Annotated in this window: 16 protein-coding genes; 7 read left to right on the forward strand and 9 right to left on the reverse strand. The window is 44.0% G+C overall.

What is annotated here, in order from left to right; genetic code table 11:
• Positions 1 to 3 precede the first annotated feature (3 nt).
• Genes ACO0KY_RS11510 through ACO0KY_RS11520 form a run of 3 tightly spaced genes read right to left on the reverse strand, consistent with a single transcriptional unit; the run spans position 4 to position 2,209 of the window.
• Entirely contained in the window at positions 4 to 822 is an 819-nt protein-coding gene (locus tag ACO0KY_RS11510; RefSeq protein WP_423046173.1) for an SDR family oxidoreductase, read from the reverse strand.
• Entirely contained in the window at positions 819 to 1,574 is a 756-nt protein-coding gene (locus ACO0KY_RS11515) for a class II aldolase/adducin family protein (RefSeq protein ID WP_423046175.1), read from the reverse strand. Before ACO0KY_RS11515 ends, ACO0KY_RS11510 begins: the two co-directional genes overlap by 4 nt.
• Positions 1,575 to 1,624: 50 nt before the next feature.
• Positions 1,625 to 2,209, reverse strand: coding sequence for an HD domain-containing protein (locus ACO0KY_RS11520; protein ID WP_186912287.1), 585 nt, complete (start codon positions 2,207 to 2,209; stop codon positions 1,625 to 1,627).
• Between the two features lie 357 nt (positions 2,210 to 2,566).
• On the opposite strand from ACO0KY_RS11520, the gene ACO0KY_RS11525 reads away from it, so the two are divergent.
• Positions 2,567 to 3,334 (forward strand): substrate-binding periplasmic protein, encoded by a 768-nt coding sequence (locus ACO0KY_RS11525; protein ID WP_423046177.1) that lies wholly within the window; start codon positions 2,567 to 2,569, stop codon positions 3,332 to 3,334.
• Between the two features lie 140 nt (positions 3,335 to 3,474).
• Positions 3,475 to 4,275, forward strand: coding sequence for a substrate-binding periplasmic protein (locus ACO0KY_RS11530; protein WP_423046179.1), 801 nt, complete (start codon positions 3,475 to 3,477; stop codon positions 4,273 to 4,275).
• Between the two features lie 15 nt (positions 4,276 to 4,290).
• On the opposite strand, the gene ACO0KY_RS11535 is transcribed toward ACO0KY_RS11530, so the two are convergent.
• Complete coding sequence (locus tag ACO0KY_RS11535; RefSeq protein ID WP_423046181.1) at positions 4,291 to 4,752, reverse strand: Lrp/AsnC family transcriptional regulator; 462 nt, start codon at positions 4,750 to 4,752, stop codon at positions 4,291 to 4,293.
• A gap of 156 nt (positions 4,753 to 4,908) precedes the next feature.
• Here ACO0KY_RS11535 and glmS point away from each other — a divergent pair, with 156 nt between their 5' ends.
• From glmS to ACO0KY_RS11550, 3 genes are all read left to right on the forward strand, one after another.
• Positions 4,909 to 6,726, forward strand: coding sequence for a glutamine--fructose-6-phosphate transaminase (isomerizing) (gene glmS / locus ACO0KY_RS11540; protein WP_423046183.1), 1,818 nt, complete (start codon positions 4,909 to 4,911; stop codon positions 6,724 to 6,726).
• A gap of 279 nt (positions 6,727 to 7,005) precedes the next feature.
• Complete coding sequence (locus tag ACO0KY_RS11545; RefSeq protein WP_186913410.1) at positions 7,006 to 7,179, forward strand: hypothetical protein; 174 nt, start codon at positions 7,006 to 7,008, stop codon at positions 7,177 to 7,179.
• A 113-nt stretch (positions 7,180 to 7,292) separates the two neighbouring features.
• Positions 7,293 to 7,514, forward strand: coding sequence for a hypothetical protein (locus ACO0KY_RS11550; protein ID WP_423046186.1), 222 nt, complete (start codon positions 7,293 to 7,295; stop codon positions 7,512 to 7,514).
• A 313-nt stretch (positions 7,515 to 7,827) separates the two neighbouring features.
• On the opposite strand, the gene ACO0KY_RS11555 is transcribed toward ACO0KY_RS11550, so the two are convergent.
• Complete coding sequence (locus tag ACO0KY_RS11555; RefSeq protein WP_186913412.1) at positions 7,828 to 8,451, reverse strand: TetR/AcrR family transcriptional regulator; 624 nt, start codon at positions 8,449 to 8,451, stop codon at positions 7,828 to 7,830.
• A gap of 109 nt (positions 8,452 to 8,560) precedes the next feature.
• Between ACO0KY_RS11555 and coaE the strand changes: the two genes are divergently transcribed.
• Both coaE and coaD read left to right on the forward strand, forming a co-directional pair.
• Positions 8,561 to 9,202, forward strand: coding sequence for a dephospho-CoA kinase (gene coaE, locus ACO0KY_RS11560; RefSeq protein WP_423046202.1), 642 nt, complete (start codon positions 8,561 to 8,563; stop codon positions 9,200 to 9,202).
• A 4-nt stretch (positions 9,203 to 9,206) separates the two neighbouring features.
• Positions 9,207 to 10,346: a pantetheine-phosphate adenylyltransferase gene (coaD, locus tag ACO0KY_RS11565; protein WP_423046188.1), complete on the forward strand. Its 1,140-nt coding sequence runs from the start codon at positions 9,207 to 9,209 to the stop codon at positions 10,344 to 10,346.
• A gap of 1,448 nt (positions 10,347 to 11,794) precedes the next feature.
• On the opposite strand, the gene ACO0KY_RS11570 is transcribed toward coaD, so the two are convergent.
• The 4 genes from ACO0KY_RS11570 to ACO0KY_RS11585 form a co-directional block, all read right to left on the reverse strand.
• Entirely contained in the window at positions 11,795 to 12,157 is a 363-nt protein-coding gene (locus tag ACO0KY_RS11570; protein WP_423046190.1) for a hypothetical protein, read from the reverse strand.
• Positions 12,158 to 12,337: 180 nt separating this feature from the next.
• Positions 12,338 to 12,724 carry a roadblock/LC7 domain-containing protein gene (locus tag ACO0KY_RS11575; RefSeq protein WP_423046192.1) on the reverse strand — a complete coding sequence of 129 codons (387 nt, stop codon included), beginning with the start codon at positions 12,722 to 12,724 and terminating at the stop codon, positions 12,338 to 12,340.
• Position 12,725: 1 nt separating this feature from the next.
• The gene (locus ACO0KY_RS11580; protein ID WP_423046194.1) at positions 12,726 to 13,262 is read right to left on the reverse strand and encodes a GTP-binding protein; all 537 of its coding nucleotides are present in this window, start codon (positions 13,260 to 13,262) and stop codon (positions 12,726 to 12,728) included.
• Positions 13,259 to 13,927: a hypothetical protein gene (locus ACO0KY_RS11585; RefSeq protein ID WP_423046196.1), complete on the reverse strand. Its 669-nt coding sequence runs from the start codon at positions 13,925 to 13,927 to the stop codon at positions 13,259 to 13,261. The genes ACO0KY_RS11580 and ACO0KY_RS11585 overlap by 4 nt, the downstream gene beginning before the upstream one ends.
• Between the last annotated feature and the right edge of the window lie 560 nt (positions 13,928 to 14,487).

The raw sequence follows: 14,487 nt of genomic DNA on the forward strand, positions 1-14,487 counted from the left end.
GCATCAATGTGGGCGAACTTCTTTTTTTAATGCAGTCATTGCCAGTTTTTCAACCAGACCAGGTACGATGAGTTTTAACCAGCGCGCTAATTTTCCTTTGCCAGTCATGACGACTTCCCGTTTGTTTTTTTCCATGCCTTCAATAATTAAACGAGCACATTCGGCGACGGGCATTGCATTGTCTTCTTTTAAGCCACTGCTACCGGCAGGATTTCCGGCTGCGTTGTAACCGTGGTAACGGATGCGGGTGGCAACCACGCCGGGGTAGGCGAGGGTAATGTGTACGCCGGTTTCACTGATCTCGCTGCGCAGGCTTTCAAAAAAGCCGTTCATGGCAAATTTGCTGGCGCTGTAAGCGGTACGACCTGGTACGCCAACTAAGCCCGCGAGTGAAGATACGGCGACAATATTGCCGCGCGTTTGCTTTAAAAATGGCAGTGCTGCGTGCGTGCACCAGACACTACCCCAGAAATTAATGCGCATCAGTTCCTGATACCAGCCAAGGTTCTCAACATCGCTAAACAATGCCTGCGCAGATTTTCCGGCATTGTTAATCAAACCGTCTATACTGCCGAAGTTTTCTATCGTCGCGCGTATTAGCCGACGACATTCTGCTTCTGAACCAACATCCGTTTTGACGATCAGGCAGGCACTGCCAAATGCTTTGCATTCTGCAGATACTTCCAAGAGTGCATCCTGATTTCGTGCTGCCAACACTAGCCCTAGTTTGACACCATATTTTTGTGCTAATTGGCGTGCTATCTCCGCGCCTATCCCATCTGATGCGCCGGTAATGATAATGACTTTATGCCGTTCTATCATGATGCATAGCTTTCATCGATACGGTTGAGTTTCCGAATGAGCGAAGGCCAGACAAACGCGCCGCCAAGGCCGCCAGTTTGCACACGCATAGCTTCGGCGACGCCTTTGACGATCTCGGGATGTACTTGTACCAATTCACCTCCGGCTTGCGCTGATAATTGAATCTGACAAGCGGATTCAAAGGTGTACATCGATAAAAAGGCATCTGCAATAGATTTTCCTGCAGTTAATAAACCATGATTACGCAGCATCATGAAATTTGCTTTGCCCATATCTGCTTGCAGACGTGGTTTCTCATCATCGCGAAATGCGACACCCTCATATTCATGATAGGCCACAGATGCCAGCACAAAGGTTGATTGTTGCGAAATCGGCAGGATCCCACATTTTTGTGCACTGACAGCAACACCTGCGCGGGTATGCGTGTGGATGACGCATTGCACGTCCTCTCGCGCCGCATGGACTGCACTATGAATCACAAAACCAGCTGGATTCACTGGGAATGCTGACTCAATAACTTTATTGCATTGCTGATCGACTTTGATCAGGGATGACGCAGTAATTTCATCGAACATCAAGCCATAAGGATTGATCAGAAAATGATGGTCTGGTCCGGGGATACGCACGCTGATGTGGGTGAATACCAGATCGCTCCAGCCATATAAGGCGACCAATCGGTAGCAAGCGGCCAGATCAACACGTAATTGCCATTCTTCTGGACTGACTTGATTTTTTAGTGAAGGGATAAGCATTTTGTCTCCAATTGTTTTTACTTTTTAGATTGAAAGAAATCACGAGATATTTAATTTTTGTCAGTCAGAGCTGCCTGATAAATAGTATTTTTAGGCTGTGCAAACAGGCGTCTCAACATCGGCTCGAATTCAATAATCGGAAACGTTTCTGCGTGTGGATCAAAGGAAGGGTTGTCGTAGAGTGCACAGAATTCTGCTGTTTTTTCAAAATGGGGATGCGTGCGGAATTGTTCTCGCATGTCGCGATCCATTCCTAAGTGATGGAAAAAATAATGCCCCTGAAAAATGCCGTGATGTTGCACCATCCACAGGTGCTCCTCGCTGACAAAGGGTTTCAGAATCGCTGCGGCAATGTCGGGATGATTGAAGCTGCCTAAGGTATCGCCAATATCGTGTAGCAGTGCGCAACAAACATATTCTTCACTCTTGCCATCCCGCAATGCACGAGTTGCTGTTTGTAAAGAGTGGGCATAGCGGTCGATAGGAAAACCGCCATAATCACCTTCTAATAATTGCAAATGTTTAATAATACGGTCGGGCAATTTTTTGGTAAATTGCATGAATTCACCACCGATGATTTGCCAGTCTTGCTGGGTGCTGTCCTCCATGCGGACGAAATGGGCACGATGTAGCATTGGTCTCACTCCTGTTGAATATTCTTACACCAGCGTATAGCGACGAAGAACAGCATACTGCCAAATATTCTACATTTGATTTTCACTTTATTACGTATGAATGATCGTAACAAAATGTCAGTTCTGTTTCTAATGAGGTAAAGCAGTCGATTCTCGTCAGCGCACATACTTTTACTACTCAGGCGTGATCCATGGGGGTTTATTGTAGTTTGCATAGAACGATCAGCAAATGAGGGGTTCTTGTAGAACCTTGATCCCTCGTCTATTCTGATAGCGTGTCTATGTTGACAACCACGAGCCTTGAAGATGCTATTTCGCCGATTTCACTTCTTTTTTTTATTCTTCGGACTAAATATTTTGTTTGCGCAGGATGTTGTTGCGCGGTGTTCGCGTCCCGTTAACGTTGCCTTTTCCTTATCCGGTTTTCAAGTCGCGCTTAAAGATCAAGTTCTCGTTGGTGTCTATCCTGATGTGTTAAAACGGATATCGAGTAAAGACGGTTGTGAATTTGTTTTTTCCGTTGTCCCAAGAGCGAGACAGGAATTGATGTTTAAAAATGGTCAGACTGACCTGATGATTCCTGCCATCCGAACAACAAGACGTGACGACAGCGGAATTTTTGTACGCTTGGTATATAGCCGTGCAACCTTGATTTCGATTCATTCCGATTGGCCGGCAATTTCAGACAGTCAAGAGCTATTAAACGCAAAATCCATGCGCGTCGTGGTAGTTCGTGGCTACGACTATGGTGATGAGTATGTGCGAATTTTACAGGAACTTAAAAAGCAAAACCGCCTGGTATATGAGGCTGATCCAGTTTCCGCAGCACGCACTTTGAAATCGGGTGCTGCTCAATATGCGCTCATGCTGCCTTGCATTTTGTTTGGAGAAATCAAAAACGATCCCCGGGTGAGTGATTTGGTCAGTAAATTGCATTACGACACGATTTCAGAAATTCCGTGGATGGAAAGCGGCGTCTATTTATCCCATAGGTCGTTAAATAATGAGGATAGAAATTACTTGAAAGCATTGTTTGAAAATACCGCTAATTCAGCATTAGTCTGGAAATATTTTCAAAACTACTACGATCCTGAAGTGTTGAATCTTGGGCTTCGTCCTTATTAACCATCACTTCTGCGTTTTCCCCAACACTTTTTGTAGTTTGGTAGTCTTTTCGCTATAAAAATGGGCGTTTCAGGTAGACTATGAGCGTTACGTATCTTATGAGCCTTGATATGTTAAATCTCTGTCCAACGAAGCTTCTGGTGAGATTGCTTACAGCAATGTTGGCAGTGTGTTTGTGCTCATCAGCGTTTGCCCATTGCTCTCGACCTATTAATGTTCCGATGGCAGTGACGGGGTTTAGCGTGATCGATCAGGGAGACATTATCAGTGGAATTTATCCTGAATTGTTGCGCTCGTTGTCGGCAAAAGAAGGGTGTGAGTTTGTGATGTCTTTAGTGCCGCGCGCACGCCTTGAGCTCATGTTTGAAAATGGTCAGGCTGACTTTATGGTTGCCTCGACCCGTACTCCGCGTCGCGATAAACATGGCATCTTTTTTCCGTTTATTCGTAGTCGTGCCGTGCTGATGTCACTGCCTGCATTTAATCGCCAACCGGTCAAAAATTTTCAGGAATTGCTGAATCAATCTAAAGCCAAAGTTGCTGTGGTACGTGGTTTCGATTATGGAGAACGTTACCAGGCTTTACTGATTGATTTACAAAAGCAAGGACGACTAGTACTAGATGTCGACCCACTTTCCGTTGCTCGTTTATTGAAATTGGGAACAGTTGATTATGCCTTGATGGCGCCTTCTATATTGGCTGGGACTGCACAGACTGATTCGCGCGTTGCAGATATTGTTGATCAATTGCGTTATGAGGCCCTGGCTGAGTTGCCTTGGGGCGAAAGTGGCGTTTACCTTTCCAGAAAATCATTAAACCCAGAAGATCTCGCGGCTATACAAGAGATGTTTGAGAACGCGGCACGAAATGGTTTGATTTGGAAAGGCTTCCAACGCTATTACAAAGAGGAAGTTTTGCGCGAAGGCGTACGTCCTCTTTGATTCTCATAAAAAGTCCTATAACTCTACCCGCGTTTCAAATTTACTTCTGGCGATAGAAAAAAAACTGCGCACGTTGCGGATATTGCTCTGTGTTGCAAATAAACGGTGCGCCAGAGAGTGGTAAGCAGGCATATCAGCGACCTGAATAATCAACACGAAGTCTGGTCCTGGTGAGACGCGATAGCATTGTTGCACAGCGGTTTCGTTCGCTACTAACCGTTCAAACTCAAGCAGCTTTTCTGTCGCCTGGTGATCCAGTGTTATTTCGACGATTGCAGTAAGACTTGAGCCCAGCTTCTCTGGTGCTAACAGAGCAACCTGACGGGTGATGACACCTTCATCCGTCAGGCGCTTCACGCGTCGTAAGCAAGTTGGCGGCGAAGCATGAACGCGCGCCGCCAATTCATGATTAGTCAATGCTGAATTTTGTTGTAGTTGCAACAAAATGCGTTTATCTAATTCATCGAGTGCTATCATAGTGGAATAATATTTCAAATAATAACAATTTATGAAATATAGCACCCACATTTTTTTATGTCGATGAATTATTTCAAAAATAACTGAATTTTGAAATAAATATTCACATAAATTCTATTAGCATGGCGACATTCCAATTTTATTTTTGAGGTCATTATGTGCGGTATCGTCGCAGCAGTTGCCCAACGTAACATCACTCCTATTCTGGTAGAAGGTCTGAAGCGACTTGAATACCGTGGCTATGATTCATGCGGCGTGGCTTTGCACGTCGATGGACAATTGCAACGTTCGCGCAGTACCTCACGCGTGGCAGAACTGCAGGCGCAAATCGAACAAACTGGCCTTGCTGGTTTTACAGGTATTGCCCATACTCGTTGGGCAACCCACGGTGTACCATCATCTGCGAATGCTCACCCGCATTTCTCCCGTGACCGTATCGCACTGGTACATAACGGCATTATCGAAAACCATGAAGAACTGCGCGCAGAACTGAGCGCACTCGGCTATGTTTTTGAAAGCCAGACCGACACGGAAGTCATCGCCCATTTAGTTGATCATTTGTACCAAGGCGATTTATTTGAAACAGTCAAGCAAGCCGTTAAACGTCTGACAGGTGCGTATGCAATTGCCGTTTTTTGTCGTGATGAACCACATCGCGTCGTTGGCGCGCGTCATGGTTCGCCATTGATTGTTGGTATTGGCAAAGGTGAAAATTTCCTCGCATCTGATGCAATGGCATTAGCTGGAGTGACAGACCAAATCACTTACCTTGAAGAAGGCGATGTGGTTGATCTGCAATTGCAACGCGTCTGGATAGTTGATGTCAATGGCAAATCTGTTGATCGAGAAGTACGCACCGTCCATGCCCATAGCGGCGCTGCAGAACTCGGTCCATACCGCCACTACATGCAAAAAGAAATTTTTGAACAGCCACGCGCTATCAGCGATACGCTGGAAGGTGTGACAGGCATCATGCCAGAATTGTTTGGTGATAAAGCCTATGGCATTTTCAAACAAATCGACTCAGTGCTGATTCTTGCTTGTGGTACCAGCTATTACGCAGGTTTGACCGCTAAATACTGGTTGGAATCGATTGCTAAAATCCCAGTCAATGTCGAGATCGCGAGCGAATACCGCTACCGTGACAGTGTGCCTAATCCAAACAGCTTGGTGGTGACCATTTCTCAAAGCGGTGAAACCGCAGACACCTTGGCTGCTTTAAAGCATGCACGCAGCATGGGCATGCAACATACACTGACCATCTGCAACGTCTCCACCAGTGCCATGGTACGTGAATGCGCATTGTCATACATCACCCGCGCTGGCGTTGAAGTTGGTGTCGCATCGACCAAAGCATTCACCACACAATTAGCTGCGTTATTCTTGTTGACGCTGACACTGGCACAAAGCAAAGGCCGTTTGTCTGAAGAAGAAGAAGCGTCACACATCAAAGCGATGCGCCATTTGCCAGCCGCCATCAGTGCAGTTCTGGCGCTGGAGCCGCAAATTATCGCCTGGGCAGAAGAATTTGCGAACAAAGAAAACGCCTTATTCCTCGGCCGTGGCCTGCACTATCCAATCGCCCTCGAAGGCGCATTAAAGCTCAAAGAAATTTCCTACATCCACGCGGAAGCCTATCCAGCGGGTGAATTGAAGCACGGTCCATTGGCACTAGTAACAAAAGAAATGCCAGTAGTGACCGTTGCACCAAACGATACATTGATCGAAAAACTCAAATCCAACTTGCAAGAAGTACGCGCGCGCGGTGGCGAGTTATTTGTTTTTGCCGATGCTGATTCGCACATCACTTCGAGTGAAGGTGTGCACGTAATTCGCCTGCCAGAACACTATGGTCAACTGTCAGCGATATTGCATGTAATTCCACTGCAATTGCTCGCGTACCACACGGCTTTAGCACGTGGCACCGACGTTGATAAGCCACGAAATTTAGCGAAGAGTGTCACAGTTGAATGATATTAGTGAGAATTTTTGACTAGTGTTGTCGACAATAAAAGTCGTCAACTGACTATTAAAGTCGTAAACTGGTTATTAAAGTCGTAAACTAAAAACCTTTAAGAAAATGCCCAAACCTGGATGATCGGGCTTGGGCATTTTTGCATCTGAAGCCGAGTAGAAATAAGCTCTTGATTTATCGTGAGCTCGCTGTAGAGTATTTTGGTGTGACGCCAACATCAAAGATGAAATGGTGCAAATCCGTGGAAAATGACTCAATTGATGAGCGAGGGGCAAGCTATGCCATTATTCAGTTCAGAAGTGACATCGCTGCTGACTGCGCTCCCGAATGAAACCTTATTTAGTATTTCGAGTCGCCAGCACGCATTTTGGGGACATTCTCTGGCCAGAAAAACGAGTTTGCTGCTGTATGGAAAGGCGCAAGGGGGCTATGGCATCCCATCGACGATGTGAGCGCATATGATGTTCTCGCTGCGCTAAGTGATCCAACTCATCTCGATGGGCCGGGACTAAACTTGCAAGCATACGCAGAAGAGAGTAGCTCAACCTTCTTGCCGAATGGTCGCTTGGTTATAGCTCTCATGGGTGATATCGATTCAGACGAAGGCTCTATTACGCAAGGCGAACTACGAATCGTCGATTTGGAAAAATCCGGAGAAACCAAAGTTGTTCGCTCTGTTGGTCAATTGGGTACTATTTTTGCTTTAGGTAACGACCACTTGTTGGCTCTATACGACCACCCTCGATTGAATAATCTTGTGACCGGGAAGGAAGTTTATAAGTGGTAGCAGTTCAAATCTGGAACGCAGACAAGTAGCATTTTAATGTCGGACCAGAATTTGCCCGTTATCGCCGTCGATTCCATCAACCAACTTTTCGCAATTGCAGACCTTAATGGTCTCACGATCATTCAACTCCAAATATGACAACGATATTTTGATTGACATGTTTGGAAAATCTCGACGTTCTTCTCAAGGCATTATGCCGCCTGTTACGGATTTTCTAAATACTCGTTAAGGACAAATATTTGCGTGTAGCGAGAATTGATGATTTCGATAGTTCCGCTGAAATTCTGAATTCAAAAGTTTTCCGGTATTTTGATCATAAATTACGGATACCCAATATCTTCTCTCCGTCGACATACCGCTGTACCATTTGGTAAGCGGTCTCCGCTGCGTAGCCAGAAGGCATCGCCTCTGGTGCTGCGCTAGCCAATTGAAAAGCACCCTCCATGAATGCCAGCAACGCGGCTGCCAATCGAGGAGCATTCTTTAAACTTTTACGTTTGTCTTTCAAACATGCAGTCAAAAGACTTTGGGCTAGAGCTAACTCTTCTTTGATAGATTCCTGGTAAATCAATCTCACTTCTGGTTGACGTACTGCTTCTGCGCCAATAACTACCCATGCAGCCACCGCTGCTGGATTTGCACCATCACCTTTCCCTAGTCGTGCGTTGATATACGCTTGAAGTTTATCCTCTGCGGATGATGCGTTCTTCGAAAATTCGAAATACCGTGCACGAGACAGTTCCGCTAAGGTTTTAACCAGAGCCAAAAGGATCTCATTTTTGGTTTTGAAGTGGTAATGCAATAACCCTGGGCTGAGATTTGCCTTCTTTGCGATGACCTGAATCGTTGCCTTTTCGTAGCCATGCTCTGCCATAGAAGCGAGGAGCGCGTTAACTATCTCTGTTCGACGCTGTTCAGTATTGGGAGGTCTGGACATGGCATTAACATTTAATTGGTTGATTAACCAAATTATACTTGCATTCTTTTGGGTTTCCCACTAATCTCCAGTTTATTGGGTGATTAACCAATTTAAAATATTGAAAAAAGTGGTTGAGAGAATGTTGAGCGTAGAACAAAAACCTTGTTTAAGAACTGTGCCGCATGTGGTGGCACTGACCGGAGGTATTGGTAGTGGCAAATCAACGGTGAGGAAAATGTTTGAGGATTTAGAGGTGCCGTGCATTGACGCAGATCTAGTTGCTCGAGAAATTCATCAAAATCCGAAGCATCCAGCAACAGTTGAAATTATTGAGGCATTCCCGGAAGTTGCAAGCCCAGACGGAAAGTTAAGTCGTGGAAGTTTGCACACACTCTTCGCAGTAGATTGCATAGCCAATGTGAAGTTAAAAGCGATCTTGAAGCCGTATGTGTTAAATCATGTCCAACACTGGACGAGTAGCATGACAGCGCCTTACGTTATCTGGGAATCTGCATTGATTGTAGACGGTGGTATCGATGCAGATTATGTTGTATGCGTCGATGCATCAAACGACATCAGGGTTGATCGAGTTCGAGCAAGAAATCCTAGTTGGACCCATGATCAGATACTGCGCATCTTCGCGATGCAGGCATCAAGAAAAAGCTATTTGACTGGTGCTGATCAGATTATTTGCAATGAATGTTCACGTAGAGATCTACAGTTGCAGGTCGCCAAGTTACATAACAAGTTCATTAATATTTGGAAATAAGATCATGAAGAAAATTGCATTTTCAGGCACGTTAGATCCCATCACTAATGGTCATATGTGGGTAATTCAAGAGGCGCGTGCTTTAGCAGACGAAGTCGTTGTTATGATATCCGAAAACCCTTTCAAGAAGCCGCAATTTTCTGCATCAGAACGCAAAGCGATAGTCGAAAAAAGTGTCATGGCACAAGGTTGGACGAATGTGAGTGTCGTACTCGTGAAAAACGATTACACCGCAAGAACTGCAAAACGATTGGGTATTGACTACCTGATCAGGGGTATTCGCAATACTGCCGACTTCGACTATGAAAATCTCATTCAACAAGCAAACGTTGAGGTATTGCAGGGTGCTAAAACGATCTTCGTCATGCCTCCACGTGACCTTGGCTCTGTCAGTTCCAGTTTTGTTCGGGCATTGCAAGGCCCTGTAGGTTGGCATTGGAATGTAGAGAAATTTTTACCTGAGCCTGCATACAAGGCCTGGATAGTCGATTGGCTCGGTCGTGAATGGCGATCACTTTGGATTCAGTCTGACGTCGATACTTCTGCACGTGCAAATGAAGACAAATGGTTCCAGCACCTTGCGGGAGGCTCGGCATATGGATCTCCTCAGCGCCATTACCATAACCTCAATCATTTGGTTCATGGACTAACTGAGATTGCGGCATGGGCCGCTACGACGAATGCGAATCGCAATGATATTAGCACAATTAAAAAGGCGTTTTGGTTCCATGATGTTGTGTACGATGACGTGAAGCAAGGCATCTCAAACGAAGAAGCTAGCGCAAGACTGTGGCTTGAATCAGGCCTCGATATCGATAATGCGGCAGAGGTCGCTGATTTAATTCGCGCGACGGATCATTTGCAACAGAATGAAATTGCGCATCCACTGAAAGACATCATGATAGGTGTGGACTTGGCGATCTTGGGTCAGCCAAACGAGGTCTATGACCAATATGCGCGCGACGTCAGAAACGAATATCGCTCTATTGAAGAAGAAACCTACCGCACGAATCGAAAAACCGTCATGATGTACTTCCAGCATAAAGCGGGCTCTGAGGAACTCTTCCATGATGCCTACTTCAATGATCTCTATAACCAGCAAGCACTTGTTAATTTCGAACGGGAAATCGAAAGTCTTAGTTGAGTTTATGCCAGTGACATTCTGAAACGAAGGATCGCATCATCCAATGTGATCCTTATTCCAAAAAGAGTGTATTCCATGAAAGTCCAAACTTAGCTAAGTATTTCTTCAGCCTGTCGGAATCATTGGGCTTCTCTTTGGCACTTCGTGAGGCGGCATACAATTTTCTCCCGGCATCGGAAATGGATTTCGAACGTTTACACACGCCTAATACGGCTCTAAGTTGCATCTCATCGAACAGGTCAAGCCTATCTAACTCATCTGGCGCCAGCACTTTATTTAATTCAATTCTGTCTGAGGTGTCATTTTGCTAGTAGTGCCGCCAGAGTTTTTTAGCCGCAGAACTTCGTCCGAAACGACTGTGTCCGTCACCCGACCAGCGTCGGCAAGTGTGGCCAGTCGTCTCTTAGCCTTGAAACGACCCGATTATTTCGTGTGCGTGGATAAAGCTAATAAAAGCAAATTGTCTGAGGCCATAGGCATCAGGATGAATCATATAACGCTCGATTCGTACTGGTCTCATGTTATTCGGCCTTTACTATGCAGCCCCTGGTGGAACTCGAGCCGTCCGAGCGATGATCTCGGCGGTCGTATTTGGGATTCCAGAATGGCATGCATTGACGCTTTCTGCTATGAACGCTAGAGAGAGCGGTTTACTAGCCGCATCCCACTACCTTACGCGTTAAGCTGAGAGCCCGGTGCAGTGCTGCATCGAGCGAAAATAATTCTGGCTCCTAGTGAATTTTTGCTAGGGTTCATTTTTAAATCACTCATTCTCAAGAATTCTCATTTGTTCGAATCACTTTGTAGACAGTTTTAACCATCGACTCTAATTTGGTTTCGTGCTTATTTGCGGAGTAGGACAAAAACTAGTTTACGACTTTAATTGACGAAATATCCGATAAAAACATCAATCTGAAAGCCAGTTTACGACTTTAATCCTGATGTGATTTATTTGCTTGCCCTAAATACCGCACTAGATTTAGATGCCTGTTTACGACTTTAATTATTGAGAACAGCTCATCTCCAGATATTAAATTTGATACTAAATATTATATTCGACAGCTAAAATCAATCTGAAAATACCCCAAGGCAGACTCTAGTTTTGGGGTATTTTATTTGTAAAATCCACGCTCCTTTTTCATCATATTGGCAGTGATGTTGAAGTGTGTTGATGATAGGGTTTTTTTACTGAAATTAACATTACTATTTGAATAGACTACTGTATCCGATAGACCAAGAAAATGATCTAGCGTAACGGCTAAAAGAAATGCAGCAGGGAGCAGGTATATGAAGTCAAGTAAGTTCATCATCAGTGCCACGTGATTTGCGTCTTTAGAATCCATTTTACTCAACATAAAGTCAGCAAGAGAATCCCAGCTATCGTGATAAAAGAGGTATCAATGTCACCTCTTTTATCCCCATTGCTTTCAGTGAAACGAGCGAAAAATTTATACCGACATCAGTGCTTCTACGTCAGCGATCTTACGGCGTGCAAGCGCAAGATTTGATTTCGGCTTATCCAACACGACGTATAAAAACAAACCTTCATGTTTAGATAATGGGCGAATAATATGGTAGTGTTTGCCCAGAGTAATCAAGATGTCCTCAATGACGTCAGTCAATCCCAAGCCACGCATAGTTTTGAGCTTTGCACGCACGACTTCTGTATTACCAGCTGCCGCAATTTCCAGATCGACCCCAGAACCTGCCTGGCCTAATATCATGCCACTGCTTGAATCGACCAACGCGGAACACATTGCTCCGTCAATGTTGCTTACTAACTCTTGTACCGATTGTGAAATACTTGCCATTCTAAACTCCCAAAAATTGGCGCCAAACAACCTTAACAAATGACGCGGCGTCTAAACGTCACTTGCAATTTACGAGGAATTTCAAAAAATATTTACGGATTGTCCATGCATACATCTGCATTTAAATTTAATAGCGATTTATTTTGTGCATCACTACTATATTTAAATTGCTTTTGATTTTTACGTTGACGTTTGCAACATACGCGCTGCTTGCTTCGCAACATAGAGTATTTGTCCTACAACGGCATCAGTGCCCGTAATCACGCTCATGATTAAAGTTTCTTCTGCTCTTCTTACTTGAATAATGATCAAAATTCCGGCATCAGCCTCAATGATGATGTTGCGGCACTCGCCCAAACGACTTTCTTCTCCGGCTAAAGCACCGAGTGCTGAAAGTGAACTTGCCATTGCCGACATACGGGTAACCTGCGTTGTATTTTCTACATAAGCAGCAACTTCGAAGCCATCTTCGCTCGATATAACAACTGCTTTTGCGCTCTTAACGTCTCTGACAATTAAGTCAATTGCTGCTTGCGCCTCTGCTCTTATTTTTTGCTGATTCTGCATACTAAGTAGTCTCCTGCGTGGCTTCTAACTGAAGCATTAATAACTCCAACAATTCGACAACTTGCGAGGTCTCTCTCACATCGACAGGTACAACCGGACATAGGACGCCGCGCGCATCAAGATGCGCAATGAAGCTTTCTATGCCTGGTTCTGGGTGGGTCTCCATTCGACCCACAGCAACCACGCAAGCTTCCTCATCAATCAGCCTCTCAAAGCCGTTTAAATACATGTCCAAATCTGCTAAGGGATCACTGGATCGGTTATCGATCAAAATAATTAAGCCTAGCGCGCCGTGTGACAGAATTTCCCACATAAAATCAAATCGCTTTTGCCCTGGTGTTCCGTATAAACGCAGCTTGTCTCCGTTATCAAGTGTGAGTTCACCGTAATCGAGGCCGACAGTGGTAGTGTTTTTACTGATGGACAAATCCGTATTTCTGACTTCTGTGGTAAGCGTCGCCACTTCGCTCACTCTGCTAATTGCCGTCGTTTTGCCAGCACCAGTTGTGCCACTAAATAATATTTTGTGTTCTATCATTGACCACCATTTGTCGCGAAGCGCGAAAGATTGCTACGTATCAAAGAAATCAAATTTGGACGGGTTGTGGCTTGTTGAATTTCTGCTGATGATTGATGCGAATTTTGCTGTTTTTTTACTTCAATATTTGAGACAACTAACAAGTCATTTCCCAACATGTCTTCGACAAATAATCGACATTGGTTTACGGCTAATCCAGAATACTTGTGAAGTTCATTGACTGAAAAAGCTCGTTTAGTCATCAGCGTGGTAAGACGAACGCGATCTGGGGTAGTAAGCAAGTGACTTTGGGGCCAGCGTCGCAATCGATAGCGCTGATTAGGATCAATTGCGGATGTCGATTTTTCTTCTGAAACAGGTTCCAATAATTTCCCAATGCGATTCAACGAATATTCGATATCTGACGAATTTAAAGGTAATCGTAAGTATTTTTCTCCTTTGTTAATCGAGGAGATAAACAGCTGGTATGAACCATGAAATTTGTCATGATCTTTTTCAACATTACTTTCGTCATAGCCATAAATGACGAGATGAGGATCGTTATCTTGATGGCGCCATTGATGCTCTAACTTATAACTTAACACGCGGACATAGGATGTTAACAACGCAACTTCGCGCGAACTAACCCCTTCTAAGCGGAAATTAAATGCTGGTTTCAACGACATTATTTCTCCAATCTTTTCATATAAATATGGAGAAATAAACTCCATTTCTATCCATTATTATTCGTCTTTTTCGCTTTGAATTTTGATTCTTTTTTTTCGGGAAAAAAATAAGTTATTCGGTAAAACAATATTTTTCTGAGATAAAAAACGACTATTAGTTTGATTTTTTTTAGAAAAAATTAAAAATAAAATTTCTTTTTTTCTCGCGAAAATTATTGCCGGTGATAAAGATTATAGAGGTTGAAAAAGAGATGAAAATTGCCCTTTGGTGCAGAAAGAAATCAAAATAGAAATGTTTTTGTAAAACAATGAAAAATCATTTCTTTAATTAATAGGGCGAATATTTAAATTGAAATTGAACGCGATTTTTTTGATAAAGCATCGCTTGATAGAGGTAATTTTTATAAAAATATTGGTAATAATTGAGAAATTTTTATCGTCCGGCGAATTTATTTTTAATATTAAAAAAGCGCGAAACGAATTATTTTTAAGGAGAAAATTTGACGTAATTTTTGTCCGTGTCACACGTCGACTTGGTTATCATTTTCAGATGTCTTTTT

The sequence above is a fragment of the Undibacterium sp. Dicai25W genome (assembly GCF_049340505.1).
Taxonomy (GTDB): Bacteria; Pseudomonadota; Gammaproteobacteria; order Burkholderiales; family Burkholderiaceae_D; genus Undibacterium; species Undibacterium jejuense.

Bases quoted from the DNA above. Each gene is read 5' to 3' on its own strand.
- ACO0KY_RS11510 (WP_423046173.1), bottom strand. From the start codon at position 822: ATGATAGAACGGCATAAAGTCATTATCATTACCGGCGCATCAGATGGG.
- ACO0KY_RS11515 (WP_423046175.1), bottom strand. From the start codon at position 1,574: ATGCTTATCCCTTCACTAAAAAATCAAGTCAGTCCAGAAGAATGGCAA.
- ACO0KY_RS11520 (WP_186912287.1), bottom strand. From the start codon at position 2,209: ATGCTACATCGTGCCCATTTCGTCCGCATGGAGGACAGCACCCAGCAA.
- ACO0KY_RS11535 (WP_423046181.1), bottom strand. From the start codon at position 4,752: ATGATAGCACTCGATGAATTAGATAAACGCATTTTGTTGCAACTACAA.
- glmS (WP_423046183.1), top strand. From the start codon at position 4,909: ATGTGCGGTATCGTCGCAGCAGTTGCCCAACGTAACATCACTCCTATT.
- ACO0KY_RS11545 (WP_186913410.1), top strand. From the start codon at position 7,006: ATGCCATTATTCAGTTCAGAAGTGACATCGCTGCTGACTGCGCTCCCG.
- ACO0KY_RS11555 (WP_186913412.1), bottom strand. From the start codon at position 8,451: ATGTCCAGACCTCCCAATACTGAACAGCGTCGAACAGAGATAGTTAAC.
- coaD (WP_423046188.1), top strand. From the start codon at position 9,207: ATGAAGAAAATTGCATTTTCAGGCACGTTAGATCCCATCACTAATGGT.
- ACO0KY_RS11570 (WP_423046190.1), bottom strand. From the start codon at position 12,157: ATGGCAAGTATTTCACAATCGGTACAAGAGTTAGTAAGCAACATTGAC.
- ACO0KY_RS11575 (WP_423046192.1), bottom strand. From the start codon at position 12,724: ATGCAGAATCAGCAAAAAATAAGAGCAGAGGCGCAAGCAGCAATTGAC.
- ACO0KY_RS11580 (WP_423046194.1), bottom strand. From the start codon at position 13,262: ATGATAGAACACAAAATATTATTTAGTGGCACAACTGGTGCTGGCAAA.
- ACO0KY_RS11585 (WP_423046196.1), bottom strand. From the start codon at position 13,927: ATGTCGTTGAAACCAGCATTTAATTTCCGCTTAGAAGGGGTTAGTTCG.